Below are 26,307 nucleotides of genomic sequence, written 5' to 3'. Positions count from 1 at the left end.
AACAGTATTTCTCAAGTTGAAAAACCTTGCAACCCCACAACTTCCTGGCTCTTTCTCACTAGACTTCTAAGCTTTCGCTTCATCACGGAGAAAGTGATGGTTTGCCCTTTCGCTCAACCACGCCGCCACCGCTTCAATGTCATCAGAAAAGACGCGGTCAGCTGTAATGGAGGAAACAATGCGGCGCGCCTTATGGTAAAACTGCCTCGTTGACGGGGCCATTCGCTCGATGCCGCGCGCTTCGACAGCCTGCAAAGCGCAAATGAGCTCAATCGCCAACACTTTTCGAGCGTTTTGCACGATCATGTACGCATGGCGGGCGGCGGTCGTTCCCATGCTGACATGGTCTTCCTGGTTGGCCGATGACGGAATCGAATCGACGCTGGCCGGATGGGCGAGCGTCTTGTTTTCCGATACGAGCGAAGCGGCGACATATTGCATAATCATTGCTCCCGACTGCAAGCCAGGCTGTGGGCTTAAAAACGGCGGCAAGCCTTCGCTAAGCTGCGGATTGACGAGCCGTTCGATGCGGCGTTCGCTGATGTTGGCCAGCTCCGCCACCGCGATTTTCAGCAAATCTATAGCGATCGCCACCGGCTGGCCGTGAAAGTTGCCGCCAGAGAGCACCGCCCCGTCGGCAAAAATGAGCGGATTGTCCGTCGCCGCATTCATTTCGATTTCAAGCGTTTCCTTCACATAGCGAAGCGCCCTGAGCGATGCCCCGTGCACTTGCGGGATGCAGCGGAGCGAGTACGCATCTTGCACGCGCCGCTCCCCTTGCCTTGTGGCAAGCTGGCTGCCAGCTAAATAGCGGCGCATTCGTTCCGCCACCTCCGCCTGCTCCGAAAATCCGCGCGCTTCGTGGATGCGCGCGTCAAAGGCATCGAGAATGCCGTACAGCGCTTCGATTGTCATCGATGCGATCCACTCGCTCTCATACGCAAGCTGCTCCGCTTCCAAGCAAGCGAGCGCCCCAACCGCTGTCATGGCCTGCGTGCCGTTAATAAGCGCCAGCCCTTCTTTCGCTTGCAACGAAAGCGGCGAAATCCCTGCTTGTGAGAGCGCTTGATGAGCAGACATCCGCCGCCCTTCGTACATCACGTCACCCTCGCCGACCAGCGGAAACATCGCCGTATGAATGCGGCGTCACTTCCGGCATGTACAACTTCGTTCGCTGGATGGGGGCGGCCATCGCTCCAGTGCTATCTGGCGTCATCGGTCATGCCGTTTCGGCAAAGGCGCCGTTTATGGTCGCCATGGCGCTGGCGCTTGTTGCATTCCTTTTCCTTGCCTGGCGCAAACGGGAGCCATCGGCAACGAAAACTGTATAAAAGCAACCGTTGCGGACAAAACGAAGGGGCTGACCCAAAAGTCCGCCAAAAAGCGGACTTTTGGAGTCAGCCCTCTCTGGTTTTTGTATATTTTACCAAACGGAACAAAATTCCGACTCTGTTCTCCCCCTCATTTACGCCACCAAGGACAATTGCTTGTCCCTAGCGGCTTTTTTGAGAAGATTGTGGGCAGCACAAACCAGCCCCCATTCGATGGAAACTTTTTGGAGGCCTCGCAGGACAAAGCGACGAAACCCGCGATTTTGTTTGATTTGCCCAAATACACTCTCAATGTCGGTTTGGCGTTGGCGGTATCGGGCTTGCCCTTCTTCACTCTCCAACCGTTCGCGGGCTTTCTGTTTTTGTTCATGATAGATGGGGTTCCATTGCGTGGTTCGTCCATACTTGGAAGTCGTGCAGGCCGAACGGAACGGACATCCTTCGCATTCATGGCATTGGTAGTGTCGGGTGACCGAGGTGTATCCTGATTCCGTGGTCTGTTTCGAAGTTCCGGTGCGAACCAGCTTTTTCCCATTGGCGCAAATCCAAACGTCTTCTTCTTCCACATAGGTCCAATTCTGCTGATGATGCGGATTTTTCTTGACCTTGCGCGTGTTCTCCTTCTCATACGTATGGTACTTGATCAAGGCCGATATGTGCTTCTCTTCCAGCTTCACGTAGTTCTCTTCCGAGCCATAAGCCGCGTCAGCGATCAAACGTTCGGGTTCCACGCCGTACTTCTCTCGAACGGTCTCCAAATGCGGGAGAAGACAACGAGTGTCGCCCGGCCTCTGATGAAGGGAATACCCCAAAATAAATTGGCCGGAAGAACCCACCTGTACGTTATAGGCCGGCTTGAGCTGGCCGTTTCGCATGTGATCCTCCTTCAACCGCATGAAGGTGGCATCCACATCGGTCTTGGAATAGCTGTTGCGATCCCCGCATACATGGAGTTGGTGTTCATACTTTTCACTGCGGGGCAAGTAGTCCTCCTTCATCTTCTTGATGGCCTTCTTCAACGGTTGGTTGTCCGGCTCGGCCTCCAACCGTTTTTCCCACTCCTCGGTTTTCTTTCGGATTTCTTCTGACGTAAAGGCCGGCGAAGGGTCGATGTCTTCCGCCTTTTCTTCTTCCACGATCGCCTCGATCTGGGCAATCAGCCGATCGACATTGGCTTGGAGTTTCTCCTGGTACTTCTCAGCCGATTTGCGCCAAACGAAGGTGTACCGGTTGGCATTCGCTTCAATTTTCGTTCCATCCACAAAATAATCTTCCATCTTGACATAGCCGTCGGCCACGAACAGCGTGATCATTTCCCGGAACAGGTCGTCAATCAGGTCTTTCATCCGCTCCGAACGAAACCGATTGATGGAGCGGAAGTCCGGCTTTTGAAATCCACTTAGCCACATGAGGGGAAGGTGGACTTCGAGCTGCCGTGCAATCTCACGGCCATGATACATTTTTTGGGTGTAAGCGTAAAGGAGAATTTTGGTCATCATTTTCGGATGATAGGCGGAGGCGCCCCCTCCTTTGTAGTAAGCAAGAAACGTCTCCATCGGGATGCGTTCAACCATCTCATGAACCACGTGGGCCATGTTATCCCGTGGAATGAGATCGGCGATGTTGCTTGGCAAAGAGAGGTTGTCCATGGTATACTCTTTAAAGGAAATATGATCATGTTTCATAAAAGAATCGCCCTTCTTTCGGTGGTAGTGGTTTTGGTGACTCTATTCTACCAGAAAAAAGGGCGATTCTTCTATATTTGAGGCAAAAAAGTGGGGGCTGATCCCAAAACGCATTCGCGTTTTGGGTCAGCCCCTTTTATTTGGATCATTGTCATCATCTCTTATTATCACTCTATGATGCTTTTTTCATAAGCGAACCGTTTTCTTCTCGTTAATCACCACTCCTCGTTTTTTCATCTCGTCCATATATACATCCCCCGGAACGATTTGCTCCGGCGGATAGACGCCGCGCTTTGTGATCACCCCGCGGCCGATGAGCTGGGCGACAGCGGAAATGGTGTAGGCCGTCGTGCGCGCCATCGCCGTTACCTTGTTTTCGCGGTCATTAAACGTGACGGTCTCGTATTCCAATACCGTTTCCTTCCCGCCTTTTCGGCCGCCGACGATGACCCGAAGCAACACCACATCATCTTTTCCTTTCAAATCAAGCAGCGGCTTCAGGACGGAAAGCAGCACATCGCGCGGTTTGACTTTGCATCCATTGACCTCCACTTCCACATCGTGGCGCGTCAAGTTCAAATCGACGAGCAGCTTAAATTTTTCTGCATGGCCGCGGTAGCGGATCGTTTTGTACTCGAGCCGCTTCAAGTTCGGAAACAAGCGCGAGAGCGTCGACGTCCCTCCTGAGGTATGAAACGCTTCAAGCGGCCCAAACCGGTCGAAATAAATCGGCTCGACTTCCGAAAGGGACGGCACTTCCTGCTTTTGGCCGTTGCGGATGATCAAGGCCGGATCGGTGTAATGGTCAAGCAGCCCCTCGAGCGAAAACACATGGTTGTACTCCAGCGGCGGTTCGGGGCGGACAGGGATGCCGCCAACATACAGCAAGATGGATTCCACCTCATCGAGTTGACTCGCCCCATAGCCGGATAAAATGTTGATCATTCCGGGTGCGACGCCAAGGTCGGGGATGATGGTCACCCCAGCGGCTTGGGCTTGTTCATGCAGCTCAAGCACCCGGTCGGTGATATGGCCGATATGGCCGCCTAAATCGACAGAATGGACGCCAGCTGCAATAGCTGTTTTCGCCACCGTTTCGTTAAACTGGTAAAACAAGGCGTTGACAACCACATCGTGCCCTTTCATGAAAGCCGACAGCTGCCGCTTGTCGCTGGCATCCACCCGCACAGCGGCAAGCTTTTTGGAATGAAGCTGCCGCACCGTCTGCTCCGCCTTGGCCAAATCGACATCCGCCAACGTCACCGCCTCAACATCTTGGCTTTGCACTAAATCGCGTGCTGCTTCTTTGCCCATCAGCCCCGCTCCAAGCACGAGCACTTTCATCGTTCTTTCCCCCTCTGTCACCGATTGTTTGCCATACGCTCACATGACAGCCGCTTTTTTCACATCTTTGCCGCGGCCGCTGCTTCGATTCACGATATAGGTTCCACGTTGATCTTCGCTTCTCTTTTGCCGGCCATGTTGCAAGCGACAGCCCGGTTCAATCATCGGTATCGATTTGCGCCCGTTGCAGCTTGCCGCTGAAATCGACATAAATGCTCCGCCATTCGGTGAAGACGTCAAGCGCCGCGACGCCGGAGTCGCGGTGGCCGTTGCCCGTCCCTTTCGTGCCGCCAAACGGCAAATGAATTTCCGCCCCTGTCGTGCCGGCGTTGACATACACGATGCCGGTGTCCAAATCGCGCATTGCTCGGAAGACGCGGTTGACATCGCGGGTGAAAATGGCGCTTGACAGCCCGTAATCGACACTGTTGTTGACGGCGATCGCTTCGTCCAAACTGCGGACGGACATGATCGACACAACCGGGCCGAAAATTTCTTCGCGGGCGATGCGCATATTCGGCGTGACATCGGTGAAAATCGTCGGCGCGTAGTAAAAGCCGCGCGCATAGTCGCCCTCGCGCAATATATAGCCACCCACAAGCAGTTTCGCCCCTTCTTCTACGCCAATGCGCACGTAGCGGTCGATTTTTTGCAGCGCCTCTTCATGGATGACGGGTCCGACTTTGACCGTTTCATCCAACCCGTTGCCGATTTTCAATGTTTTCACGGCTTCCAGCAGACGCCGCTCAAGCTCCTTTTTCACCCACTCATGGACGATGACCCGGCTGCACGCCGTGCACCGCTGGCCTGATGTGCCGAACGCACTCCAGATGATGCCGTCAACCGCCAATGTCAAATCGGCATCATCCATGACGATCACCGCGTTTTTCCCACCCATTTTAAGCGACACTTTTTTCAACAGTCGTCCGCATTTTTCCGCAATCATCCGCCCGACTTCATTCGATCCGGTAAATGAGATGACCTTGACATCCGGATGCTCGACGAGCGCATTGCCGACTGTCGGTCCGTCACCGTGGACCACATGAAACACTCCCGGAGGCAAGCCCGCTTCTTCAAAAATGCGAGCTAATTCCTGCGCCATGATCGGTGTCTCGGGCGCGGGCTTCCATACGACCGCATTGCCGGCCACAATCGCGGGGAACGACTTCCACGTTGCGATGGCAATCGGAAAGTTCCAAGGAGTGATGATGCCGACAACCCCCACCGGCACGCGGACGCTCATCGCAAACTTGTCTTTCAGCTCAGACGGCGTCGTATCGCCGAACAGCCGCCGCCCTTCCCCCGCCATATAAAACGCCATATCAATGCCTTCCTGCACTTCGCCGCGCGCTTCCTCGATCACCTTGCCCATTTCCATCGTCAACAGCCGTGCCAATTGTTCTTTCCGCTCCTTTAGCAGCATGCCGACTCGATATAAAACTTCCGCGCGTTTCGGCGCCGGCACGAGCGCCCACTGTCTTTGCGCTTCTTTGGCTGCCTGAACGGCCTCATCAATATCGTTTGGCCCGGACATCGCCACCTCGGCAATCGTTTCCCCCGTCGCCGGATTAATCACCGGCGCAAATTGCCCGGTGCTTGGCTCCTTCCATTCTCCATTGATATAGTTTTGGATTTTCACTGTATACTCCCCCCATTTTTCCAGATGATTTATTGAGATAATTTATACATTGAACGCCGAGCGATAATCGTCAGGACTTCCTCTTGGCCCGCAAGTCCTGGATCGTGGCGGCCACCGAAATGTGGTCCGGATCGGCCAATACTTCAATCACCGTCGGCTTCTTGGCCTCAAGCGCTAACAGAAGCGCTTCCGTGAACTGTTGTTCCGTCTGTACTTGGAACCCGCGGCCGTTTAGGCATTCTGCCAACCGGGCAAACGACACGCGACCTAAATCGGTGCCGATGACCCGCCCCGGAAACTGCAATTCTTGATGCATGCGGATGGTGCCGTACATATGATTGTTAAACACAATGCTGATGATCGGAATATCGTATCGAGCGGCCGTTTCCAACTCCTGCACCGTCATCATAAAGCCGCCATCCCCGGATAAAGAAACGACGGTCCGGTCGGGAAAGGCCAGTTTCGCGCCAATGGCGGCCGGCATGCCATATCCCATCGCTCCTGACGTCGGGCCGATGTACGTGTGCCCATCCCCAAACGGGAAAAAAGCATGGAGCCAACCGGCGAAATTCCCGGCATCGTTCGTAATGACCGCATTTTTTGGCAAATGGCGCGCCAAACTTGCCATCACAGCTTCATAGAGATTGCGATGTTCCACCGGCAGCCTGGCTGTTTGTTCGTACCGTTTCCTCCGTTCAGCCGCCCATTCTTGCCAAGACGGCCGCACCGCGAGATCGAGCAAACGGGACAGCACTTCCTGACAGTCAGCCCAAACCGCGAGATCCGGTGCATACACTTTTCCGAATCCATCGCTGTCAATATCGATGTGAATCAGCGTCTGATTGGGAGAGAGCAAACGGTAATCTTGTGTCGTTACTTCCGATAGCCGCGTTCCCAATGCCATCACCACATCCGCCTGCTCGGCCGTTTCGATGACCGCTTTGGGCGACCCTAGACCTAGGTGTCCGACATAGCACGGATGGTTGTGGGGAAACACATCATGCCGCCGGAACGCCGCCATGACCGGAAGTGCATACTTTTCCGCCCATAAGCGCAGCAACTGCTCCGCTCCCGACCATTTGACGCCGCCGCCGGCAATCACGAGCGGCCGTTTGGCGCGCTTCAGAATCTCTTCAATGTGCTGTATATCCTCTTGCCTTGGGGCCGGCTTCGGCACATAGGTCTCGGCCATCACTGCTTCCGTTATCGTTTTGGAAAAGACATCTTCTGGCAGTGAAACGACGACGGGGCCGGGCCGCCCTGTTTTCGCGGTGCGAAACGCCCGTTGCACCAGCTCTGGCACCCGCTCGGCTTCGCGAATTTCGACCACCCATTTTGCGATCGGACGAAAAAACGCTTCCATATCGACTTCCTGAAATCCTTCACGTCCTAGGAAGCGGCTGTTCACTTGCCCCAAAAACACGACCATCGGAGTGGAATCTTGCCTCGCGGTATGGACGCCAATCGCCAAATTCGCCCCGCCAACCGCCCTTGTAGCCAGCACGACGCCGCACTTTTGCGACGCTTTCGCATACCCTTCCGCCATAAAGGAAGCACCCCCTTCATGGCGGGCGGAGATGAACTCGATGGATGGCTCATCATAGATGGCATCAAGCAGGGGCAAATAACTTTCCCCCGGCACACCAAACACATAACGGATTTGTTCCTGTTTGAAACATTCGACGATGGCTTGAGCCACCGTGATGTGACGCATCGTTCGCTTCATGGCGCCGATTCCTCCCAATTCACTTGCTTCCATCGTTCAACGGCTTGCTCTAGACGCTCCATCGGCGCTGACAGCGATACGCGGACATATCCTTCCCCTGCGGGTCCAAACGCTGTTCCCGGTGTGACGATGACTCCCGCTTCTTCGAGCAGTTTGGCGGCAAATCGTTCGGATGAGTATCCGTCATAGACCGGGATCCACAAGAAAAAGGTCGCTTTCGGCCGCTGCACGTCGATGCCCAGTTCTCGGAGTCTCTCGACCATCCTATTCATGCGTTGTTCATAAATGCGGCTATTTTCTCGAATAAACGTCCGTCCGTTCGTCAAAGCGGCCACCGCCGCCTTCTGGATCGGAATAAACTGGCACGTATCCGTGTTGCTCTTGATCACCGAAAGCGCTCGAATCATGTCCTGGTTTCCGACTACGTATCCGATGCGGCAGCCGGCCATGTTATAGCTTTTGGACAACGATCCAAATTCCACCGCCACTTCCTTTGCCCCGTCCACCTGCAAAATGCTCGGCGCTTGAAAACCGGCAAACGTCACGAACGAGTAGGCCGCATCATGAGCAATGAACATCCGGTGCCGACGGGCAAGTGAAACGGCTTCGGCCAATACATCCAAATCGACAGCGGCGGCCGTCGGATTGCTCGGATAATTGAGAAACATGATTTTCGCTTGGTCATAAACGGACGAGGGAAGCGCATCAAACCGAGGAATATAACCATGTTGCGCATCGAGCGGCAGCGATCGGCTCTGGCCGCGGGCAAAATGGACGGCCGTCCGGTAGACAGGATAGCCTGGATCAGGCACCAAGGCGAGCTCGCCGGGATTGAGAACGGCTTGTAGCAAATGGACGATTCCTTCTTTCGAGCCGATTAACGCCAACACCTCGGTCTCCGGATCGAGCTTGACGCCATATTCCCGTTCATAAAAACGCGCGACCGCTTCCCGATACTCCCTGCAGCCGCCATACGGCGAATACGTATAGTGTTCTGGCGCATCGAGCGCTTCTTTCAACGCTTCGATGATAAAGGAAGGGGGCGGCAAATCGGGGGCGCCGATCCCTAAATCAATGACATCGACCCCGAGCTTTAGCAGTTCTTCTTTTTTCTTTTGAAATCGGGAGAACAAATATGGCGGCATCGTCTGCACAATATCGGAAAATGTGTTCAATCCCATCCCTCCTCATGGCCCTTCGTTTCAGTTTATGCGCACGCCCATCCCCCTCATGCCCGTCTCACGTTCCAGAAGCAGCCTATAATATTAATGGCTTGCGCACATCAAGACATCATCAAAATCTTTTTTCTCGAATAGCAGGCTTTTTCACGAAGCTGCTAGAAGGCCGGTGATTTACTGAAACAACAGCTTACTGGAATCGCTTCTCAAGTAGAAAAAGCTTGTAGCATCGACCCTATTTTCACACGTTCACCCATCGATCAAGGAAAACAGCGTTTTTTCACCGGCCTTCTGAAAAAACGCGATCCAACCATCTGAAACCCGGCCCTTTCGCCATAAAAAGAAGCGGCCGGCATCATCCACGGTTCGATGACGCAACTGGCCGCTGTCTATGGAAGCGAAGCGCCGGCGAAGGCGTCGCGATAGACTGCGCAGTTTTCCCCTCATGATCATTCTATGATTCAAAATTTGCACCTTATGCCATTATCATAATCCATCTGAAACGATTTGTAAATATATTTTTTGAAAATTATATATTTTAAAAATAATAAAAAACCACACCCATTTGCACAACAAACAAGAGGGGCGATGAACGTTCGCCCCCCCTCCGCTGCTTCGATCAGCACTGAGCGCTTTCCAGCTCATGCTTTTTCCGTTGATCGAACTTCCAGGTTATGAATAATGTTTAATTTATTCAAAAATATTAAAATCCTTCATTAAACATTATTCTTCGTTAAGCCACGTTTAGCTTAACTGGGTGTAACCCCACACCCTCTATCCCATCGGCAAACGCCTTTGGGAATACTTTCCTAATAATGTTGTACGCTCCGTTGACATCTGCGTTAATCAGTATTCCTTTCTCAGATTGGAATAATCCTCGTTTGATGCGCTTCCCCTTGTATTGTTTTTGCTTTTTGATTTCTTCCATGTCTAAAAAACTACATTTCGATGTGTAGCTTTCTTCTGTTACAATGACACGAACCCCTTGCTCTTCCGCTTTGTACTGTAATTGATGGATAAACATATCATAAGGAATTTGAACGAACGCTTGATTTAGTCGTTTCCCTAAATCAACCTCTTGTTTCCAATTATCATTTTTACCAATAACAATCGTATCAATGTTATGTTTAACACACCAATCTACAACATGTCTGCTTGCTTTATGCATGAAGTCTTTAATTTTATTGTTCCGTTTTAATGTTAATTTTTCTAGTCTTTTACTCCAATCCAATCCATTTTGTTTCTTTAAAATACTTTGAAAATACGCTTTTTGTTTGTTGTAGTATTGATTTATGGATTTAATACCTTTGCCATTAATAACAATCGGTGTTTCACCGATGTTATTTACCATAGTTACAAAGTTATCTAATCCTAAATCAATACCTACAACACGATTACTTTCACGAATCATATTTGGAATTTCTTTTTTATAAACAACTTCAATTACGTAAATACTACCCTTTGGTACAATTCGCACTTGTTGCAATCCTTCAATAACCTTTGTTTTTAGTTTTAAATCAGTTTTTGGAAATTTAATGTATCCATCCTTTAATCTTACATTGTTGATTCGTGAAAATCACAACATTACGCCCATTTTTCTTTTTATATTTAGGCAATTTTGGTTTACCTAAATATTTTTCTTTGTTTTTGATCCAATCCTTTATAGCCTTGAAAAATGACTTCCAGTTCTTATCTAGCAATCTTAATATTTGTTGCGATGTTTGAGCAGGTAATTCTTTATAAACTTGTTCGTGTTTCAACATCTTATCTAATGAACTGTAGATGAGCAAATTTGCTAACATAAATTTACAAACTAAACAAAAAAGGAGACATGAACCCGATTCCTTGGTTAGAATAGATGTGCTACCAACTACCCACAAGGAGGTTCATGTCTCATGAATAGATTAGCACATCATCAAGGAATCCACAAGTTTTTCATGACGCTGGGATTGGCGCTTTATTTCTCGAAGCCGGTCATCAAGCATCTCGTTCATCTTGTCGACGCCTTGACGACCAAGGGATTTTCGGGGACATTGACGGATGTCCGGTACTGGAGTTTTCATCCGAATCATCGAACCACGCTCAGCCACTTTTTCACGAAAAGCCCTTGGAACGAGGAAAAACTGCTTGAGAAGCTTCAGGAGTGGGTTCTTCGCCAGATCGAACGCCTGGCCAAACGGACGAATCAACCCCTGTTCCTTTCGATTGATGATACCATTTGCCAAAAAACGAAGCCTTCGTCACGGGCAACGCACGCCATTCAAGGGTGTGACTGGCATTTCTCTCACAGCGATCATCAATTGGTCTGGGGGCATTCGCTTGTTTGGCTGATGGTGCACACCTTCACGCAAGCGTTTCCGTTCGCCTTTCGTCTGTATGACAAGACATCGGGAAGAAGCAAAATCGACCTGGCGATCGAGATGCTTTCCTCGCTCAAGGGGAAGCGGGCTCAGCCGGTGTATGTGCTCGTGGATTCATGGTATCCGTCCCAAGCGCTCATCGAAGCCTGTCTGAAACAAGGATTCCATGTCATCGCCATGCTCAAGACGAACCGGATTCTCTACCCGAAAGGTATCGCCATCCAAGCGAAGGAGTTTGCCCGCTATATCGAGCCAAATGACACCCGCCTCGTCACGGTGGGGAACGAGCGCTATCGTGTCTACCGCTACGAAGGCGCGCTCAACGGTCTTGATGACGCGGTGGTGCTGCTGGCTTGGAAGGCGGATCAACCGATGACGCCGGATCATCTCCATGTCATATTGAGCACCGACCGGGAGCTGAGTGACGAAGACATCTTGCGTTACTATGCCCAGCGCTGGACGATCGAATGCTTTTTCCGGCAGGCAAAAGACCAGCTGAAGCTCGATGGGTACCGTGTTCGCCACGTTCGGGCGGTGAAACGGTATTGGGTCGTGGTGCTGTTAGCCTGCGTATACAGCATCGCGGAATCTCAACAAGACATCTCTTCCGGCCTGGAGCTTCTTCGGTCTCGGAAAGGGCACAGCGTCGTCGAGTTCATCTATGACGCCGCAAAGCAAGATATTCCCATTGATGTGATCAAAAAACAGCTCCATGTCGCCTAAGGGGTCCCCTGTTTGTCTCTTAGGGAATGGAAATTACTGTAATGAAAAATACTCATCTACAGTAATGAATTATAACGAATCCATTCATTGTTATTTATAAACTCTTGCCTAACAATGTAATTAGCATAATTGTAAAGATTTTTAGATTTGAAACATAAATCATTACAATAATGATATAAGTAATGATAGGAATTAATTTGATGTTGTTCGACTCTTGTTACTAAAATATTTATCACCTCCTTCATTTATATTTTAATATTTTTTATCAGGCGTGTTGATTATCCAATAAAATCCAAAGGGTATAGAAAAAAGAGCACCTTTCCTGTAGAATGTGAGTAGCGACACAAACAAACCCAGGAGGTGCTCTCTATGAACAAGCATACCACACTCCCGAATTTGATGCAAAAACTTGTTTCGGATGAAGAGATTCAACTGATTGCCGAAGCGGTTGGGTATCGTGATTCGTCTCGAACCTTTACGTTGCGCGAGTTGATTCACTTCTTCCTGCTGGCCGCCATGCATCAATGGAAAAGCTTTCGCCACGGAGCCGATGTGGGGCCTCTGTATGGATTGCCGCGATTCCATTATTCAACTGTATCCAAGAAAGCGAAAGAAGTTCCCTATGACATCATGAAACGCTTGTTGGCGTTGATCATTTCCAAGTGCAACCGCCAAACCCGCCGTTCGCTTCGGTTTCCCAAACCGCTTCGGGTGGTGGATTCGACGACCGTCACGGTCGGGAAAAACCGCCTCCCATGGGCTCCGTATCACGGCGAACGCGCCGGAGTGAAGCTGCACGTCGCGTATTCGCCGGAATCCTCGTTGCCGGCAGACGTGGTGGAAACCATCGGACTGCGTCATGATGGCCCGGTGGGAGAACAGTTGACGAACGCTCAACAAGTGCTCGTGGAAGACCGGGCGTATTTCAAAATCGAACGCCTCGATCGATTTGTGGAGCAGCATCAGCTCTTTGTCATTCGGATGAAGGACAACATCGAACTTCATCAGAAAAAAAGCTTGAAACGCCTTTCCAGCACATCCTCATCGGTTCAAGCCGACTTCACGTGCCAGTTGGGAACGAAACAATGCCGCTCCACCAAGCGTCACCGGGTGGTGATCTTTCGAGATGCGAATGGCCGCGACATTCGGGTCGTGACGAACCTCTTCCATGCGTCTGCGGAAACCATTGCCGACATGTACCAACAACGTTGGACTGTTGAGGTCTTTTTCCGTTGGGTGAAGCAATATCTGAATGTCCCGACCTTGTTTGGCACGACGGAAAATGCGGTATACAACCAACTGTTTGCGGCGTTCATCGCGTATGTGTTGCTGCGATGGCTGTATGATCAAACCAAAAAACAGACGAACGTCTCTCTTTCCTTCATTTCGTTCGTTCGCCGTTTTTTCTCTGGGCAGCTTCCTCTCGATTGGAAATCCGGGATGGCCGCTGCTTTGTTTGAGTATGCCCAAATTTATGGAAGGCGTATGTCTAATTTTGGATAATCAACACTCGTGATTTTTTATTATAAATTTTTAATGTTCTATATAAGTTGGAACTTTGGGTAACTATTCACTCCGATAGTAGTATGTAAAGAAGCGCAACACAAATAGGGCATCCCCGTAATAGAAAATGCCCTAAGTGGTAGAAAGAACGCGATCAAGCGTGTCACCCGTCAACAGAAGACATAACGAATCCCACACGTTTTTTTCGTGTTTCGTCAGTGTGGAAACGATGCTTCTTGCGATGCAAAACGACTGCGCGAATGTTTCTTCGCGAAACGTACCCGAAATGTTCTCTTTGACTTTGACCATGCGAAGATCGCGTTCGGCTTGGTTGTTGTCAAAGGGAACATGTACTTCACGTAAGAAACGCAGCGCTTCTTCCTTTCGTTTTTGAAGGCGTCGAACAAAAGCGAGTGCTTTTTTCGGAAGAGGCGTCATCGTTTCTAATCGGTGTTGTGCTCTTTCTAGGATGCGATCATACACTCGTTCCCACCGTCTCGCTTCTTCTTCGGAAAGTGCACCGTGATGGGCTTCGACGGCTTGCTTGGCGGCTAACAGAAACGTGGTCATGCGCATCGCCCACGTATGCCCTTGTTCGATGAATCCTTTTAACTCACGCAAATGGTGGGCATGACAAAGGGCATGGGTGGCATGTGTGTATTTCGGATACGTACCGAACGCATCATGCATCATCGTCCCTTCATATCGGGGAAGAATCCCGATCTCATCGGTCGCTTTTTTTCCACGAGAAGCGTGAGGAGCCAAGTATGTATATCTCGATGTACACGCGACATGCACCCATGCGAGTTTCCCATTGATGCGCAAACTCGTTTCATCGACATGCAGGATGTTGGATTCAAGTAAGGCGTCTTCGATGATGTCCATATTTGATTCCAGCGCTTCGCGTCCTCGTTTCACCATATTGGCAAGGGTTCCTGTACTAATCGAGTGTTGATATAACGCTTCGATTGTATCACTTAAACGCTTGTACGGGATCAATTGGATATGATGTAAATAAACAACGAGCGCCGTGAGCCGTGGACCGTATTGCACATGATTCGTGACATGGGATGGGAATTCGGCTTGTTGCACGCATCGACAATGTGGACACGATTTCACTTCACGTTCATGTTGTGTCACCTCGATCGCCACAGGAGGGACATCAAACACTTGACGGATATCGACTTTGAACGGTTTGACTTCACGCAAAGAAGCTCCACATCCTTGACACGTATGCACACGGTGGACGACACGATGATGTGGATGTTCTACTTGATGGAGCGTCGTTCCTTGATGTCCTTCTTGTCCGCCTGGCTTGTTGCCAGATGGTTGACGGGAAGAACGTGTGTTGGCAAAACGGTCAGAAGATGGGGGCAAATGGCTATTGGAGCTGTTTTTTTCGTGCGTGCTTCCAGCTCTTGAACACGGTACTTCAGTTGTTCATTTTCTTTGCGTAGTTGTTTGTTTTCGTGACGCAAATGTTCATTTTCTTGAACGAGTTGATGAATGAGCTGTTTTTGTTGTTGGACTTTGCCGATTAAGCCCTCAACTGTAAATACAGCTTGTTGTACCGTCAACATGTGATTCACCTCCTTGTCTATCAATATTCACATCATAGACAAGGAAAGAAGAAAATATTCAGCTCACTTTATGATGTGGCTGAATAGTTACAATAAGTGTAAATTGAAATTGAACAATTTATTTAATTTTAGAAAAGGGAGGGGAACCTATATTATGGAAAAATTATCTCCTACAGAAATCAATTCTGTTGTAGCATATATAGGTGTTCATAATGGTTATTTAGGAAATTTCTCATATGCATCGCATGCTGAATTTTATCCGTCATATTGTGGATTAGACATTAATCCAAATGATTATGAAGGAACTACAAGAGAAAGATTTATTAAGATTCTTACAGAAGCTGATGCATATCAACAATCAAAAATTCTGCGGGGTGTATTAGAAAAATATCCGTTAGAATATTTTGAAGATAGATTCGAAGAAGGTTTTCTTAATAAAACAGAAATAGAAAACAAAAGGCGACTTTATACAAAAATAAAGGGATGGATAAGTCAACTCGAAGGTAATGGCCTTATTAAAGTTGACGAATTAGATTATGAGCTTGTAGAAGAAGTATTAAAACAAGCAGAAATTTTAATCAATAATCATTCTGCAGCATCTGCCGTTGATCGAGTGCATACTGCTTTACATGGTTATTTAAAGAAAATTTGCGATGAAGCTGGTATTGTATTTGAAAAAGACAGACCCACAATCCAAGAGATATTTAGTAAATTAAAAAATGAACATCCTTGTTTTAAGGTAGATAATGATCCAAATTTTAACGCGATTATAAATAGCATCAGTAAATTATTACATAAATTAAATGATATTAGAAATAACAGATCTTTTTCTCACCTAAATGAAAATATATTGGGAGAACCAGAAGCACTTTTTATTATTAACTGTAGATGAGCATTTTTCATTACAATAATTTCCATGGTTAGAGAGACAAACAGGGTACCCCTTACGCGATACGGAGCGGTTTTTTGATCACATCAATGGGAATCTCTTGCTTTGCAGCGTCATAAATGAACTCGACGACGCTGTGGTCTTTCCGCGACCGAAGAAGCTCCAGCCCGGTGGAGAGGTTTTGTCGGGATTCGGCGATGCTGTACACGCAGGAGAGCAGCACCACCGCCCAATACCGTTTCACCGCCCGAATGTAAACTAGCACATTATTTCAGAATCCCTTTTTCAAATTATTTCAGGCGGATTCGGAAATAATGTGCAAAATTTTTGCGGATTGTTCCGGATTTTGCACATTCTTTCGGAACGTTTGCACGCTCTTTCAGATGAAGATTTCCAGCGCGCCTGATGGACCTATGGAAAAGAGAAAGCACAAAAGAGGCCGATTCGGCCCCTTTCGTGCTAATACCCCATTTCCTCTGCGGCCATGCGCACCACTTCTTCGTCAATGGCGTCCTTTTTCAGCTGATACCCGTATAACAGGCACGTCGTGGCCAACGTGTTGATCACCCGAGGCCATCCCCGCGACTGCAGGGCAATCGCCTCTAACGCCGATGGGGTGAAGATCGGATGCTTCGCCCCGGCCTGTTTCATCCGATGTTCGATGTAGCCCGCCACCTCTTCCTTCTCCAGCGGCCCCATCCGGTATCGCATGATGATCCGCTGGTCGAGAGGGCGGTGCTGATTGAGCCGCAGCTTCCCCTGTAAATGGGGCAGCCCGGCCAAAATCAAGACAAATGGGTTGGTCGAATCCATCTCAAAGTTGAACAAGATCGCGATGTCCTGTAAAAATGCATCCTTCGCTAAATGCATCTCATCCAAAATGAACACCGGCGTGATCCGCCGTTCATGATACAATCGCTCGATCGCCTGCTGGATTTGGCGGAAGAGGTCTACCTTGCGGTACTTCGGTTCCTCTCCTAATCCCAAGGCCAGTCCACGGTAAAAATCCATCACGCCTCCGGTGGATAACGGAAAGTAGACGACATGATACAATGATGGATTCAATGACTCTTTCAGCGCCCGAAGGGCGAACGTCTTGCCCGCCCCCGGCTCTCCGATCAACAGCCCGATCCCCCGGGTTCGTTTCACGTACTCCAGCGCCCGCAACGCTTCCTGAAATGACGCCCCTTGATACGCCTCGGACGGGTCTGTTTCTTTCGCAAACGGCTCCCGCGAAAGGGAGTAAAACGATTTATACACTGTGTTCTCCCTCCTTCGCCGGAATCGCCGCAAACGGGGACCGATGGCGTTTTACATAGGCATTGTCCTCCAAACGCACCCGAATGGCTTCCGCCACCCGTTTGCCCTCTTCGTACACATAGACGCCTCGTTCGTCATAGCGGAGCTCAATCGATTGCCCAATGAACCGAGGCGGCACTTCGTATAGCTGTTTATTCAGGGTGATTGTGCCATCGGCTTTCACCTTGCGGTGCTCCCGTTTCAGAAAAATCGCATCCAGCCAATCGCCATCTTCGATGAACGACACGAGATGCACTTGCGATTGAAACACCTCATGCGGCGTTTTTCCGTCCAGTGAGGCGTGCGGTTTTCGATGATACTCCTCTTCAAGCCACTTCCAAAAACGCTCGTTCAACTCGTCAAGCGATTTCGGCGGATTCAGCTCCAACAGTGGATAAAACCGTGTCTGTACGGTGCGGAAGAACCGTTCGATTTTTCCCTTGCTTTGCGGGTCATACGGCTGGGTGTGGATGAGCGTAATTCCCATCTCGGCGCACGCATACTGCAGCACCTCGGACCGATAAATTTTCCCGTTGTCCGAGTAAATGCGTTTCGGCTTCCCGCAACGAAGCACCGCTTCCTTCGTGACGATCCGCAGCCCGTCAAACTTCTCCGAAGGGAAAAATTGGGCATATGGCACTAACCGCGAGCAGTCATCGATATACGCGATCAAAAACGTTTTCTGGGCTTTCCCATGGACGCGAATCGTGGGTCCATGGGATAAGTCCCCTTGCCATAGCTCATTGATCTGGTCATACGCAAAACGCTTTCGCTCCGGCATCGGCAAGATTTCTTTTCCCACCAGGTTGTGTTTTTTCAACAATCGGTATATAGTAAAGTAAGAGGTATGATTTTCTGGGATTTCCCCCTGCTCGATCAGGTGTTCGTAGAACACCGTCACGGGCATGGTGGGATGTTCTTTTCTTAGGGCTAAAATATGATCCTCATCATCGGGCGACAGACGCCTTGAGTGGCCGCGGTCCGAACGGCGCTTCGGCTTTAAGGCGTCAAAGCCCCCTTTTTTGTATCGGGTGCACCAATCGAGGATCGTCTTGGCTGCGATTCGTTTGTCTCCCTGGTGGGGAACATGGTGCACTCGCTCGCTCACCTCTTTCAGATACGTCTTCGGTTCCACCTGCCCATTCACCAACGGAGCGATTAGCCCGTACCGAAACAGGGCAATGTCGTGTCTCATCGACTCATTCATTCAAATCTCCTCCTTGTCTCACTTGGAATCAGGACCGTTCCGGTCCGTCTGCCCTTATCGTACCGAATTGCTTTTTCTCCGTCGATAGGAAAGGTTTGTGGGAACCGAAACTATTTCCAATTTAGGGTATGTATGTAAAATCAGGATCCCATTTAATTCGCAAAAGGGTGTCGGAATCCGCCCTCCCACATCTCTCTGATGGCCGAATCAAGACCGTGTTCCTCTAACGTCTGGATCCACCAAGAAGCCCGTTCCTTTTCTTTTTTCACGATAGGGCCTATGATCCTCCACCGCCTCGCAAAAAAGCTGTGAAGGCTTGATAGGTTTCGGTAGAACCGTCGGACATAAAAGATGATGCCGTCCTTTGTCGGGAGAAACGGAGCCTGGTTCGTCCTTTCGGTCAATCCCAACTGCTCTTTCACGACTTGCCATATGGCGGACAACGTATACTGAAAATACGGGAGGAGAAAGGAAGGCAGCACACTCACCGTCTTCAAGCATTCCCGACAGCGATACCGGACAATCCAAATGCGATAATCACCATGTGGGGTCAATGCGTTTCGCTCATAGTAACCGTGGCGGTGCAACGGGCGCTTGGCCCGGCAATGCGGACACTTTTTCAGAAGAGGGAAGTCGTTTTCTTTTCCACGCTCTGCATACGTTTGGACGTCAATGCCAAAGTCATGAAATTGGATCACGTCCTCCTCCCCCTCCTATGAACCGATGGATTTTCTCTTCCGAAATAATTCACAAAAAATTTAGCACATTCTTTCAGAAAAGGGGAGAGGGCTTTCTGAAGGAATGTGCAAAAAAATGTCTCTTTTGTTCCGAAATAAAGTGATAATTTACACCCGAATGTGGCGAACGCGGTATCCATCCAGCTTCAGTTGATCTTTCGCCTGCCGGAAAAAGCACTCGATCGTCCAGCGCTGGGCGTAGTAACGCAAGATGTCTTCGTCCCCGAGTTCCCGGTCGGTGCTCAAGATGCAATGAAGATGTTCCGGCGCCATCGGCTGATCCGCCTTCCAAGCCAGCAGCACCACCGCGTCATCGAGGCCATGGATGGCCCCCTCATAGCGATACACGCGATAACGCTCCTGCCCCACCGTGACGAGGCGGGTGTCTTTGGACTCGATATAGCGGGCGAACTGCTTGGCTTGGATGGCGATGCCTTTCGGGTAGAGAATCCGGTTCGTCTTGAGCATCGCGATGACATGGAATCCCTGTTTCAGACAGGCTTCGATGAGCTTCTTAGACGGATACCACGAATCCATGAGCACATACACCGGCTGAGCCCGCTTCACCTTGAGCGAGGAAAGCATCTCGATCGCCAGGTCGATCTTGCTTTTTCCCGCTTTCTTGTCATACAGGCGGAACGCAAATGGGAACGCCTGCGTGAAGGTGTGCACCATCAGCCAAACGAGCGAATGCCCCCAGACCGATTGATGATCTTTATGCGAGTAGTGCCAGTCGCACCCTTGAATGGCGTGCACAGCCCGTGACGAAGGCTTTGTTTTTTGGCAAATCGTATCATCAATCGAAACAAAAAGGGGTTGATTCTTCCGTTTGGCCAGTCGTTCGACCTGGGAAAGGATCCACTCTTGAAGCTTCCCAAGCAGCCTTTCCTCGTTCCAAGGGCTTTTCGTGAAAAAGTGACGGAGCGTCGTTCGATGATTCGGATGAAAGCTCCAGTAATGAATATCAGTCAATGTTCCCGAGAATCCCTTGGTGGTCAAGGCATCGACAATATGAATGAGATGCTTGATGACCGGTTTGGAAAGCTGCAGCGTCAACCCCAGCGTGAAGAAAAACTTGTGGATTCCTTGGTGATGTGCTAATCTATTCATGAGACATGAACCTCCTTCAGGCGTGTTGATTATCCAATAAAATCCAAAGGGTATAGAAAAAAGAGCACCTTTCCTGTAGAATGTGAGTAGCAACACAAACAAACCCAGGAGGTGCTCTCTATGAACAAGCATACCACACTCCCGAATTTGATGCAAAAACTTGTTTCGGATGAAGAGATTCAACTGATTGCCGAAGCGGTTGGGTATCGTGATTCGTCTCGAACCTTTACGTTGCGCGAGTTGATTCACTTCTTCCTGCTGGCCGCCATGCATCAATGGAAAAGCTTTCGCCACGGAGCCGATGTGGGGCCTCTGTATGGATTGCCGCGATTCCATTATTCAACTGTATCCAAGAAAGCGAAAGAAGTTCCCTATGACATCATGAAACGCTTGTTGGCGTTGATCATTTCCAAGTGCAACCGCCAAACCCGCCGTTCGCTTCGGTTTCCCAAACCGCTTCGGGTGGTGGATTCGACGACCGTCACGGTCGGGAAAAACCGCCTCCCATGGGCTCCGTATCACGGCGAACGCGCCGGAGTGAAGCTGCACGTCGCGTATTCGCCGGAATCCTCGTTGCCGGCAGACGTGGTGGAAACCATCGGACTGCGTCATGATGGCCCGGTGGGAGAACAGTTGACGAACGCTCAACAAGTGCTGGTGGAAGACCGGGCGTATTTCAAAATCGAACGCCTCGATCGATTTGTGGAGCAGCATCAGCTCTTTGTCATTCGGATGAAGGACAACATCGAACTTCATCAGAAAAAAAGCTTGAACCGCCTTCCGAGCGCATCTTCATCGGTTCAAGCCGACTTCACGTGCCAGTTGGGAACGAAACAATACCGCTCCACCAAGCGTCACCGGGTAGTGATCTTTCGAGATGCGAATGGCCGCGACATTCGGGTCGTGACGAACCTCTTCCATGCGTCTGCGGAAACCATTGCCGACATGTACCAACAACGTTGGACTGTTGAGATCTTTTTCCGTTGGGTGAAGCAATATCTGAATGTCCCGACCTTGTTTGGCACGACGGAAAATGCGGTATACAACCAACTGTTTGCGGCGTTCATCGCGTATGTGTTGCTGCGATGGCTGTATGATCAAACCAAAAAACGGACGAACGTCTCTCTTTCCTTCATTTCGTTTGTTCGCCGTTTTTTCTCTGGGCAGCTTCCTCTCGATTGGAAATCCGGGATGGCCGCTGCTTTGTTTGAGTATGCCCAAATTTATGGAAGGCGTATGTCTAATTTTGGATAATCAACACTCGTGCACTTGACTGTTTCCATTCTACCAACTTCGTGGTCTGTATGCGGAAGAAGGATCCTGACTGACGAACCTATTTCATCCAGCTAACATGTTTCTGGGATTGAGTGAAAACCACAGAAAATGGTGAAGACCCCAAAAACTTAACTAAGATGTGTCCATAAAAATATACTAGCATCATATTATTAAATACTTTATAATATTCAATAAAAGGAGGAATTTGTGAATATGGATATTAAAATTTTATGTGATTTTGAAGATTTAACTGGATTATTTCCAAGAAGAATTGAAGTAGGTGTTAATTTTGAATTATGGTTGTATCCACATATCAATTTAAGCAATGGAGAAAATGATTTTGATGATTTAGTTCTTATTATTAAAAATACAGAAATGAATTATAAATTATATATTTTCTCTGAGAATGAATCGAATTTTGAAGATCAAAAACATTTAGAAAAGATTATTAATTTAATACATGATGTTTCTGAGAATTTTGAATGTATTTTCAAAAAAGTTGAAGATATTTATTCAAAAGAAGTAGATGTTTTAATTGAAGAAATCAAGGAGGAACATAATGTTTAAAATTTTAAAAGTATTATTTTCGTTTGTTTTAATATTTATTATATTTTTAAATACATTTGAGAAAGTAGATGCAGCCAGTAGATCTAAGATTTATGACAAAGGGGAGTGGACTGTTTATTATGATAGTCCAGATAATGCAAAAACTTATCCACATTTACATTTTTATAAGAGTAAAAAACACATTTATTGTTTGAGATTGGATAATTTAGAAGCGTGTGATAGTACAGGGAAAAATGAAAATAAAGGTAACTATTCACTCCGATAGTAGTATGTAAAGAAGCGCAACACAAATAGGGCATCCCCGTAATAGAAAATGCCCTAAGTGGTAGAAAGAACGCGATCAAGCGTGTCACCCGTCAACAGAAGACATAACGAATCCCACACGTTTTTTTCGTGTTTCGTCAGTGTGGAAACGATGCTTCTTGCGATGCAAAACGACTGCGCGAATGTTTCTTCGCGAAACGTACCCGAAATGTTCTCTTTGACTTTGACCATGCGAAGATCGCGTTCGGCTTGGTTGTTGTCAAAGGGAACATGTACTTCACGTAAGAAACGCAGCGCTTCTTCCTTTCGTTTTTGAAGGCGTCGAACAAAAGCGAGTGCTTTTTTCGGAAGAGGCGTCATCGTTTCTAATCGGTGTTGTGCTCTTTCTAGGATGCGATCATACACTCGTTCCCACCGTCTCGCTTCTTCTTCGGAAAGTGCACCGTGATGGGCTTCGACGGCTTGCTTGGCGGCTAACAGAAACGTGGTCATGCGCATCGCCCACGTATGCCCTTGTTCGATGAATCCTTTTAACTCACGCAAATGGTGGGCATGACAAAGGGCATGGGTGGCATGTGTGTATTTCGGATACGTACCGAACGCATCATGCATCATCGTCCCTTCATATCGGGGAAGAATCCCGATCTCATCGGTCGCTTTTTTTCCACGAGAAGCGTGAGGAGCCAAGTATGTATATCTCGATGTACACGCGACATGCACCCATGCGAGTTTCCCATTGATGCGCAAACTCGTTTCATCGACATGCAGGATGTTGGATTCAAGTAAGGCGTCTTCGATGATGTCCATATTTGATTCCAGCGCTTCGCGTCCTCGTTTCACCATATTGGCAAGGGTTCCTGTACTAATCGAGTGTTGATATAACGCTTCGATTGTATCACTTAAACGCTTGTACGGGATCAATTGGATATGATGTAAATAAACAACGAGCGCCGTGAGCCGTGGACCGTATTGCACATGATTCGTGACATGGGATGGGAATTCGGCTTGTTGCACGCATCGACAATGTGGACACGATTTCACTTCACGTTCATGTTGTGTCACCTCGATCGCCACAGGAGGGACATCAAACACTTGACGGATATCGACTTTGAACGGTTTGACTTCACGCAAAGAAGCTCCACATCCTTGACACGTATGCACACGGTGGACGATGCGATGATGTGGATGTTCCACTTGACGGAGCGTCTTCCCCTCATGTCCCTCTTGCCCACCAGGCTTTTTGCCAGACGGCTCGCGGGAGGAACGCTTTTTCTCAAAACGGTCAGAAGATGGGGGCAAATGGCTATTGGAGCTGTTTTTTTTCGTGCGTGCTTCCAGCTCTTGAACACGGTACTTCAGTTGTTCATTTTCTTTGCGTAGTTGTTTGTTTTCGTGACGCAAATGTTCATTTTCTTGAATGAGTTGATGAATGAGCTGTTTTTGTTGTTGAACTTTGCCGATTAAGCTCTCAACTGTAAATACAGCTTGTTGTACCGTCAACATGCGATTCACCTCCTTGTCTATCAATATTCACATCATAGACAAGGAAAGAAGAAAATATTCAGCTCACTTTATGATGTGGCTGAATAGTTACAACTTTGTTTTACATCCAGTAGAGCGCCCGCTGCATTCTATCAAAATGACTTGTTATGAAGGAAAACAGAATCGAACAATCGGAAAATCTTTATTGCAACTTATATATATTAAATTTAATGGCTCTTCACCAAAAGTTGTACTTGATTTTTTCTGAACTCTATTTACGCTTGTAAGGGAAAATCAACAAATCCGTGATTTTTTCAAATCTTTGTGCAGGAAGCTGTATTGCTTGTCAAGTACATGTTGTGGTGAAGAGCCAATTTAATTTATTTTTTGACTATACAGCGACGAGCCTTGCCGAATAAATTGTTGCGCTTTTTCTTTCATCCCTTCCTCTTTGATTTGCCGCTGCAGCTCGTGCGAAATGTTCATCGAACAAAACTTCGGCCCGCACATCGAACAAAAATGAGCTGTTTTCGCCGCCTCGGCCGGCAATGTTTCATCATGGTACTCACGAGCCCGTTCCGGGTCAAGCGACAAGTTGAACTGGTCGTTCCAGCGAAACTCAAAGCGCGCTTTCGAGAGCGCATCGTCACGTTGCTGGGCGGCCGGATGCCCTTTCGCCAGATCAGCCGCATGGGCGGCGATTTTATAGGCCACGACCCCGGCGCGTACGTCCTCTTTATTCGGCAGCCCTAAATGCTCTTTCGGCGTTACGTAACAAAGCATCGCCGTTCCATAAGCGCCAATGATGGCGGCGCCAATCGCCGACGTGATGTGATCGTATCCCGGCGCGATGTCGGTGACAAGCGGCCCTAACGTATAAAACGGCGCTCCATGGCAAATGTCCTGTTCCCGCTCGACATTTTCGCGAATTTTATGCATCGGAATGTGGCCCGGCCCTTCGATCATCACCTGCACATCATGCTTCCAGGCGATTTTCGTCAGCTCGCCAAGCGTTTCCAGTTCGGCAAACTGCGCCTCATCGTTCGCATCGGCGATGGAGCCGGGGCGCAAGCCGTCGCCAAGGGAGATCGCGACATCGTATTGTTTCAAAATCTCGCAGATTTCTTCAAAATGCGTATACAAAAAGTTTTCTTCATGATGGGCCAAACACCATTGGGCGATGATCGAGCCGCCGCGCGAGACGATGCCGGTCGTCCGGTTGGCGGTGAGCGGAATGTAATGAAGCCGCACACCGGCGTGGATCGTCATGTAGTCGACTCCTTGCTCCGCCTGCTCCATCAACGTCTCACGATACACGTCCCACGTTAACTTCTCCGGCACCCCTCCTACCTTTTCGAGCGCCTGATAAATCGGCACCGTTCCCACGGGGACCGGCGAATTGCGGATGATGTACTCGCGCGTTTCATGAATGTGTTTGCCGGTCGATAAATCCATGACCGTATCGGCGCCCCAACGCACTGCCCAAAGCAATTTTTCCACTTCGTCTTCAATCGATGAAGAAACAGCCGAGTTGCCGATATTGGCATTAATTTTCACATGGAAACGACGGCCGATGATCATCGGCTCATTCTCGGGGTGATTAATGTTCGCCGGAATGATCGCCCGTCCGGCCGCTACTTCCTGGCGAACGATTTCGGGGTCGATTCGTTCACGGATGGCGACGAACTCCATCTCTGGCGTAATGATCCCCCGTTTGGCATAATGCATTTGCGTTACGGTTTTTCCGGGCTTTGCCCTCAATGGACGGCGCACGAACGGCAGCGGGCGGACGCCGGCGGTCGCTGATGGCTTCACTTCTTCGACATCGCCGCGCTCAACAATCCAGTTGCGGCGAAGAGGCGGCAATCCTTTTTCGACGTCCGGCTCAAAATGAGGATCGGTGTATGGACCGGTTGTGTCATAGACGCGCACCGGCTCGTTTTCCACCGTTCCTTGCGGCGTTTTCGTCGGCGACAACACGATCTCTCTCATCGGCACGCGCACATCCTTGCGCGATCCTTCAATGTACACCTTGCGGCTGGCTGGAAATGACATGAACGAGCGGATGTTTTCCATGCGGCTTTCCTCCTTTGAAATGGTGGTTGAGACCTGCAGCCGCACCAGCAAAAGAGAGGCAAAAACGGGGGATATTTACGCAAAAACGGGTTCCGCAAAACGAACGGAACCCGATCAAGGCAAAAAGGCCAAATGAACAGCCTGTGCGTCCATCTGTTCCCGCTGCCTGCTTCCCTACGCTGGCATGACCCAGATCAGGTTCAAAGGGTCAAAGAACTTCATCGCGTTCTTTTCTCAGCCCGGCTCCCGGACTCCCCTAGCAGATGAGCGTATAACCATGATGACTGACTTTTTTTATTTTATCAGGCAATTGGCAAAGATGCAAACCATTT

At 49.1% G+C, this 26,307-nt stretch carries 19 protein-coding genes, 5 pseudogenes and 1 riboswitch; of the genes and pseudogenes, 8 read left to right on the top strand and 16 right to left on the bottom strand.

Going from position 1 to position 26,307, the window contains the following annotated elements:
- Positions 1–66: 66 nt before the first annotated feature.
- A pseudogene (locus NSQ51_RS02310) lies at positions 67–1,119 on the bottom strand (aromatic amino acid lyase); the annotation flags it as partial.
- Between the two features lie 2 nt (positions 1,120–1,121).
- Here NSQ51_RS02310 and NSQ51_RS02305 point away from each other — a divergent pair.
- Positions 1,122–1,331 (top strand): annotated as a pseudogene (locus NSQ51_RS02305) (MFS transporter); the annotation flags it as partial.
- A gap of 134 nt (positions 1,332–1,465) precedes the next feature.
- Here NSQ51_RS02305 and NSQ51_RS02300 read toward each other — a convergent pair.
- From NSQ51_RS02300 to NSQ51_RS02270, 7 genes are all read right to left on the bottom strand, one after another.
- Positions 1,466–3,016, bottom strand: a complete 1,551-nt coding sequence (locus tag NSQ51_RS02300; RefSeq protein WP_183085840.1) for an IS1182 family transposase — start codon at positions 3,014–3,016, stop codon at positions 1,466–1,468.
- A 186-nt stretch (positions 3,017–3,202) separates the two neighbouring features.
- Complete coding sequence (locus NSQ51_RS02295; RefSeq protein ID WP_064213395.1) at positions 3,203–4,360, bottom strand: saccharopine dehydrogenase C-terminal domain-containing protein; 1,158 nt, start codon at positions 4,358–4,360, stop codon at positions 3,203–3,205.
- Positions 4,361–4,517: 157 nt separating this feature from the next.
- Positions 4,518–5,999, bottom strand: coding sequence for an aldehyde dehydrogenase family protein (locus NSQ51_RS02290; RefSeq protein WP_049624905.1), 1,482 nt, complete (start codon positions 5,997–5,999; stop codon positions 4,518–4,520).
- Between the two features lie 70 nt (positions 6,000–6,069).
- A complete protein-coding gene (locus NSQ51_RS02285; protein WP_049624906.1) occupies positions 6,070–7,725 on the bottom strand; it encodes a thiamine pyrophosphate-binding protein in 1,656 nt (551 codons plus the stop codon).
- Positions 7,722–8,900, bottom strand: a complete 1,179-nt coding sequence (locus NSQ51_RS02280) for an aminotransferase class I/II-fold pyridoxal phosphate-dependent enzyme (RefSeq protein ID WP_121650057.1) — start codon at positions 8,898–8,900, stop codon at positions 7,722–7,724. The genes NSQ51_RS02285 and NSQ51_RS02280 overlap by 4 nt, the downstream gene beginning before the upstream one ends.
- Positions 8,901–9,636: 736 nt before the next feature.
- Positions 9,637–10,440, bottom strand: coding sequence for a transposase (locus NSQ51_RS02275; protein WP_268760411.1), 804 nt, complete (start codon positions 10,438–10,440; stop codon positions 9,637–9,639).
- Positions 10,436–10,663 (bottom strand): hypothetical protein, encoded by a 228-nt coding sequence (locus NSQ51_RS02270; RefSeq protein ID WP_233434103.1) that lies wholly within the window; start codon positions 10,661–10,663, stop codon positions 10,436–10,438. The genes NSQ51_RS02275 and NSQ51_RS02270 overlap by 5 nt, the downstream gene beginning before the upstream one ends.
- Before the next feature lie 135 nt (positions 10,664–10,798).
- On the opposite strand from NSQ51_RS02270, the gene NSQ51_RS02265 reads away from it, so the two are divergent.
- Together NSQ51_RS02265 and NSQ51_RS02260 are read left to right on the top strand one after the other, a co-directional pair.
- Positions 10,799–11,986: an IS701 family transposase gene (locus NSQ51_RS02265; RefSeq protein WP_049625563.1), complete on the top strand. Its 1,188-nt coding sequence runs from the start codon at positions 10,799–10,801 to the stop codon at positions 11,984–11,986.
- A 369-nt stretch (positions 11,987–12,355) separates the two neighbouring features.
- Positions 12,356–13,489 carry an IS4-like element IS5377 family transposase gene (locus tag NSQ51_RS02260; protein WP_015374614.1) on the top strand — a complete coding sequence of 378 codons (1,134 nt, stop codon included), beginning with the start codon at positions 12,356–12,358 and terminating at the stop codon, positions 13,487–13,489.
- 132 nt (positions 13,490–13,621) lie between these two features.
- On the opposite strand, the pseudogene NSQ51_RS02255 reads toward NSQ51_RS02260, so the two are convergent.
- A pseudogene (locus NSQ51_RS02255) lies at positions 13,622–15,069 on the bottom strand (IS66 family transposase).
- Between the two features lie 154 nt (positions 15,070–15,223).
- On the opposite strand from NSQ51_RS02255, the gene NSQ51_RS02250 reads away from it, so the two are divergent.
- Positions 15,224–15,961, top strand: coding sequence for an abortive infection family protein (locus tag NSQ51_RS02250; protein ID WP_049626802.1), 738 nt, complete (start codon positions 15,224–15,226; stop codon positions 15,959–15,961).
- A gap of 52 nt (positions 15,962–16,013) precedes the next feature.
- Here NSQ51_RS02250 and NSQ51_RS02245 read toward each other — a convergent pair.
- The 5 genes and pseudogenes from NSQ51_RS02245 to NSQ51_RS02225 all read right to left on the bottom strand — a co-directional run.
- Positions 16,014–16,211: pseudogene (locus NSQ51_RS02245) on the bottom strand (IS701 family transposase); the annotation flags it as partial.
- A gap of 206 nt (positions 16,212–16,417) precedes the next feature.
- Positions 16,418–17,218 (bottom strand): AAA family ATPase, encoded by an 801-nt coding sequence (locus NSQ51_RS02240; RefSeq protein ID WP_064213564.1) that lies wholly within the window; start codon positions 17,216–17,218, stop codon positions 16,418–16,420.
- Positions 17,211–18,464 carry an IS481 family transposase gene (locus tag NSQ51_RS02235; RefSeq protein ID WP_117219280.1) on the bottom strand — a complete coding sequence of 418 codons (1,254 nt, stop codon included), beginning with the start codon at positions 18,462–18,464 and terminating at the stop codon, positions 17,211–17,213. The genes NSQ51_RS02240 and NSQ51_RS02235 overlap by 8 nt, the downstream gene beginning before the upstream one ends.
- Before the next feature lie 152 nt (positions 18,465–18,616).
- Positions 18,617–19,162: a DUF6431 domain-containing protein gene (locus NSQ51_RS02230; protein WP_033011705.1), complete on the bottom strand. Its 546-nt coding sequence runs from the start codon at positions 19,160–19,162 to the stop codon at positions 18,617–18,619.
- Between the two features lie 153 nt (positions 19,163–19,315).
- Positions 19,316–20,311, bottom strand: a pseudogene (locus tag NSQ51_RS02225) (IS701 family transposase); the annotation flags it as partial.
- A 120-nt stretch (positions 20,312–20,431) separates the two neighbouring features.
- On the opposite strand from NSQ51_RS02225, the gene NSQ51_RS02220 reads away from it, so the two are divergent.
- The 3 genes from NSQ51_RS02220 to NSQ51_RS02210 all read left to right on the top strand — a co-directional run bounded on the left by NSQ51_RS02220 (position 20,432) and on the right by NSQ51_RS02210 (position 22,418).
- Entirely contained in the window at positions 20,432–21,565 is a 1,134-nt protein-coding gene (locus NSQ51_RS02220) for an IS4 family transposase (RefSeq protein ID WP_121678437.1), read from the top strand.
- Positions 21,566–21,799: 234 nt separating this feature from the next.
- Positions 21,800–22,153, top strand: a complete 354-nt coding sequence (locus NSQ51_RS02215; RefSeq protein ID WP_003353791.1) for a hypothetical protein — start codon at positions 21,800–21,802, stop codon at positions 22,151–22,153.
- A complete protein-coding gene (locus NSQ51_RS02210) occupies positions 22,146–22,418 on the top strand; it encodes a hypothetical protein (protein WP_121650223.1) in 273 nt (90 codons plus the stop codon). Before NSQ51_RS02215 ends, NSQ51_RS02210 begins: the two co-directional genes overlap by 8 nt.
- 53 nt (positions 22,419–22,471) lie before the next feature.
- Here NSQ51_RS02210 and NSQ51_RS02205 read toward each other — a convergent pair whose 3' ends face one another.
- Entirely contained in the window at positions 22,472–23,920 is a 1,449-nt protein-coding gene (locus tag NSQ51_RS02205) for an IS66-like element ISBst12 family transposase (RefSeq protein WP_342462725.1), read from the bottom strand.
- Positions 23,921–24,274: 354 nt separating this feature from the next.
- The gene (gene thiC / locus NSQ51_RS02200) at positions 24,275–25,975 is read right to left on the bottom strand and encodes a phosphomethylpyrimidine synthase ThiC (RefSeq protein ID WP_049625226.1); all 1,701 of its coding nucleotides are present in this window, start codon (positions 25,973–25,975) and stop codon (positions 24,275–24,277) included.
- On the opposite strand from thiC, the gene NSQ51_RS02195 reads away from it, so the two are divergent.
- Positions 25,953–26,111 carry a hypothetical protein gene (locus tag NSQ51_RS02195; protein WP_155266780.1) on the top strand — a complete coding sequence of 53 codons (159 nt, stop codon included), beginning with the start codon at positions 25,953–25,955 and terminating at the stop codon, positions 26,109–26,111. The genes thiC and NSQ51_RS02195 overlap by 23 nt on opposite strands.
- A gap of 18 nt (positions 26,112–26,129) precedes the next feature.
- Positions 26,130–26,243: riboswitch (TPP riboswitch) on the bottom strand.
- Positions 26,244–26,307 lie beyond the last annotated feature (64 nt).

This window comes from Geobacillus sp. FSL K6-0789, from assembly GCF_038593135.1.
In the GTDB taxonomy this organism is placed as follows: Bacteria; Bacillota; Bacilli; order Bacillales; family Anoxybacillaceae; genus Geobacillus; species Geobacillus stearothermophilus.
Note: the sequence above shows the minus strand (reverse complement) of the source record. Positions and strands in the feature narration are given on the sequence as shown.

Excerpts from the sequence above, each read along its gene's own strand:
- NSQ51_RS02300 (WP_183085840.1), bottom strand. The coding sequence starts at position 3,016 with ATGAAACATGATCATATTTCCTTTAAAGAGTATACCATGGACAACCTC.
- NSQ51_RS02295 (WP_064213395.1), bottom strand. The coding sequence starts at position 4,360 with ATGAAAGTGCTCGTGCTTGGAGCGGGGCTGATGGGCAAAGAAGCAGCA.
- NSQ51_RS02285 (WP_049624906.1), bottom strand. The coding sequence starts at position 7,725 with ATGAAGCGAACGATGCGTCACATCACGGTGGCTCAAGCCATCGTCGAA.
- NSQ51_RS02265 (WP_049625563.1), top strand. The coding sequence starts at position 10,799 with ATGAATAGATTAGCACATCATCAAGGAATCCACAAGTTTTTCATGACG.
- NSQ51_RS02260 (WP_015374614.1), top strand. The coding sequence starts at position 12,356 with ATGAACAAGCATACCACACTCCCGAATTTGATGCAAAAACTTGTTTCG.
- NSQ51_RS02250 (WP_049626802.1), top strand. The coding sequence starts at position 15,224 with ATGGAAAAATTATCTCCTACAGAAATCAATTCTGTTGTAGCATATATA.
- NSQ51_RS02235 (WP_117219280.1), bottom strand. The coding sequence starts at position 18,464 with ATGAATGAGTCGATGAGACACGACATTGCCCTGTTTCGGTACGGGCTA.
- NSQ51_RS02220 (WP_121678437.1), top strand. The coding sequence starts at position 20,432 with ATGAACAAGCATACCACACTCCCGAATTTGATGCAAAAACTTGTTTCG.
- NSQ51_RS02215 (WP_003353791.1), top strand. The coding sequence starts at position 21,800 with ATGGATATTAAAATTTTATGTGATTTTGAAGATTTAACTGGATTATTT.
- NSQ51_RS02210 (WP_121650223.1), top strand. The coding sequence starts at position 22,146 with ATGTTTAAAATTTTAAAAGTATTATTTTCGTTTGTTTTAATATTTATT.
- NSQ51_RS02205 (WP_342462725.1), bottom strand. The coding sequence starts at position 23,920 with ATGTTGACGGTACAACAAGCTGTATTTACAGTTGAGAGCTTAATCGGC.
- NSQ51_RS02195 (WP_155266780.1), top strand. The coding sequence starts at position 25,953 with ATGAACGAGCGGATGTTTTCCATGCGGCTTTCCTCCTTTGAAATGGTG.
- thiC (WP_049625226.1), bottom strand. The coding sequence starts at position 25,975 with ATGGAAAACATCCGCTCGTTCATGTCATTTCCAGCCAGCCGCAAGGTG.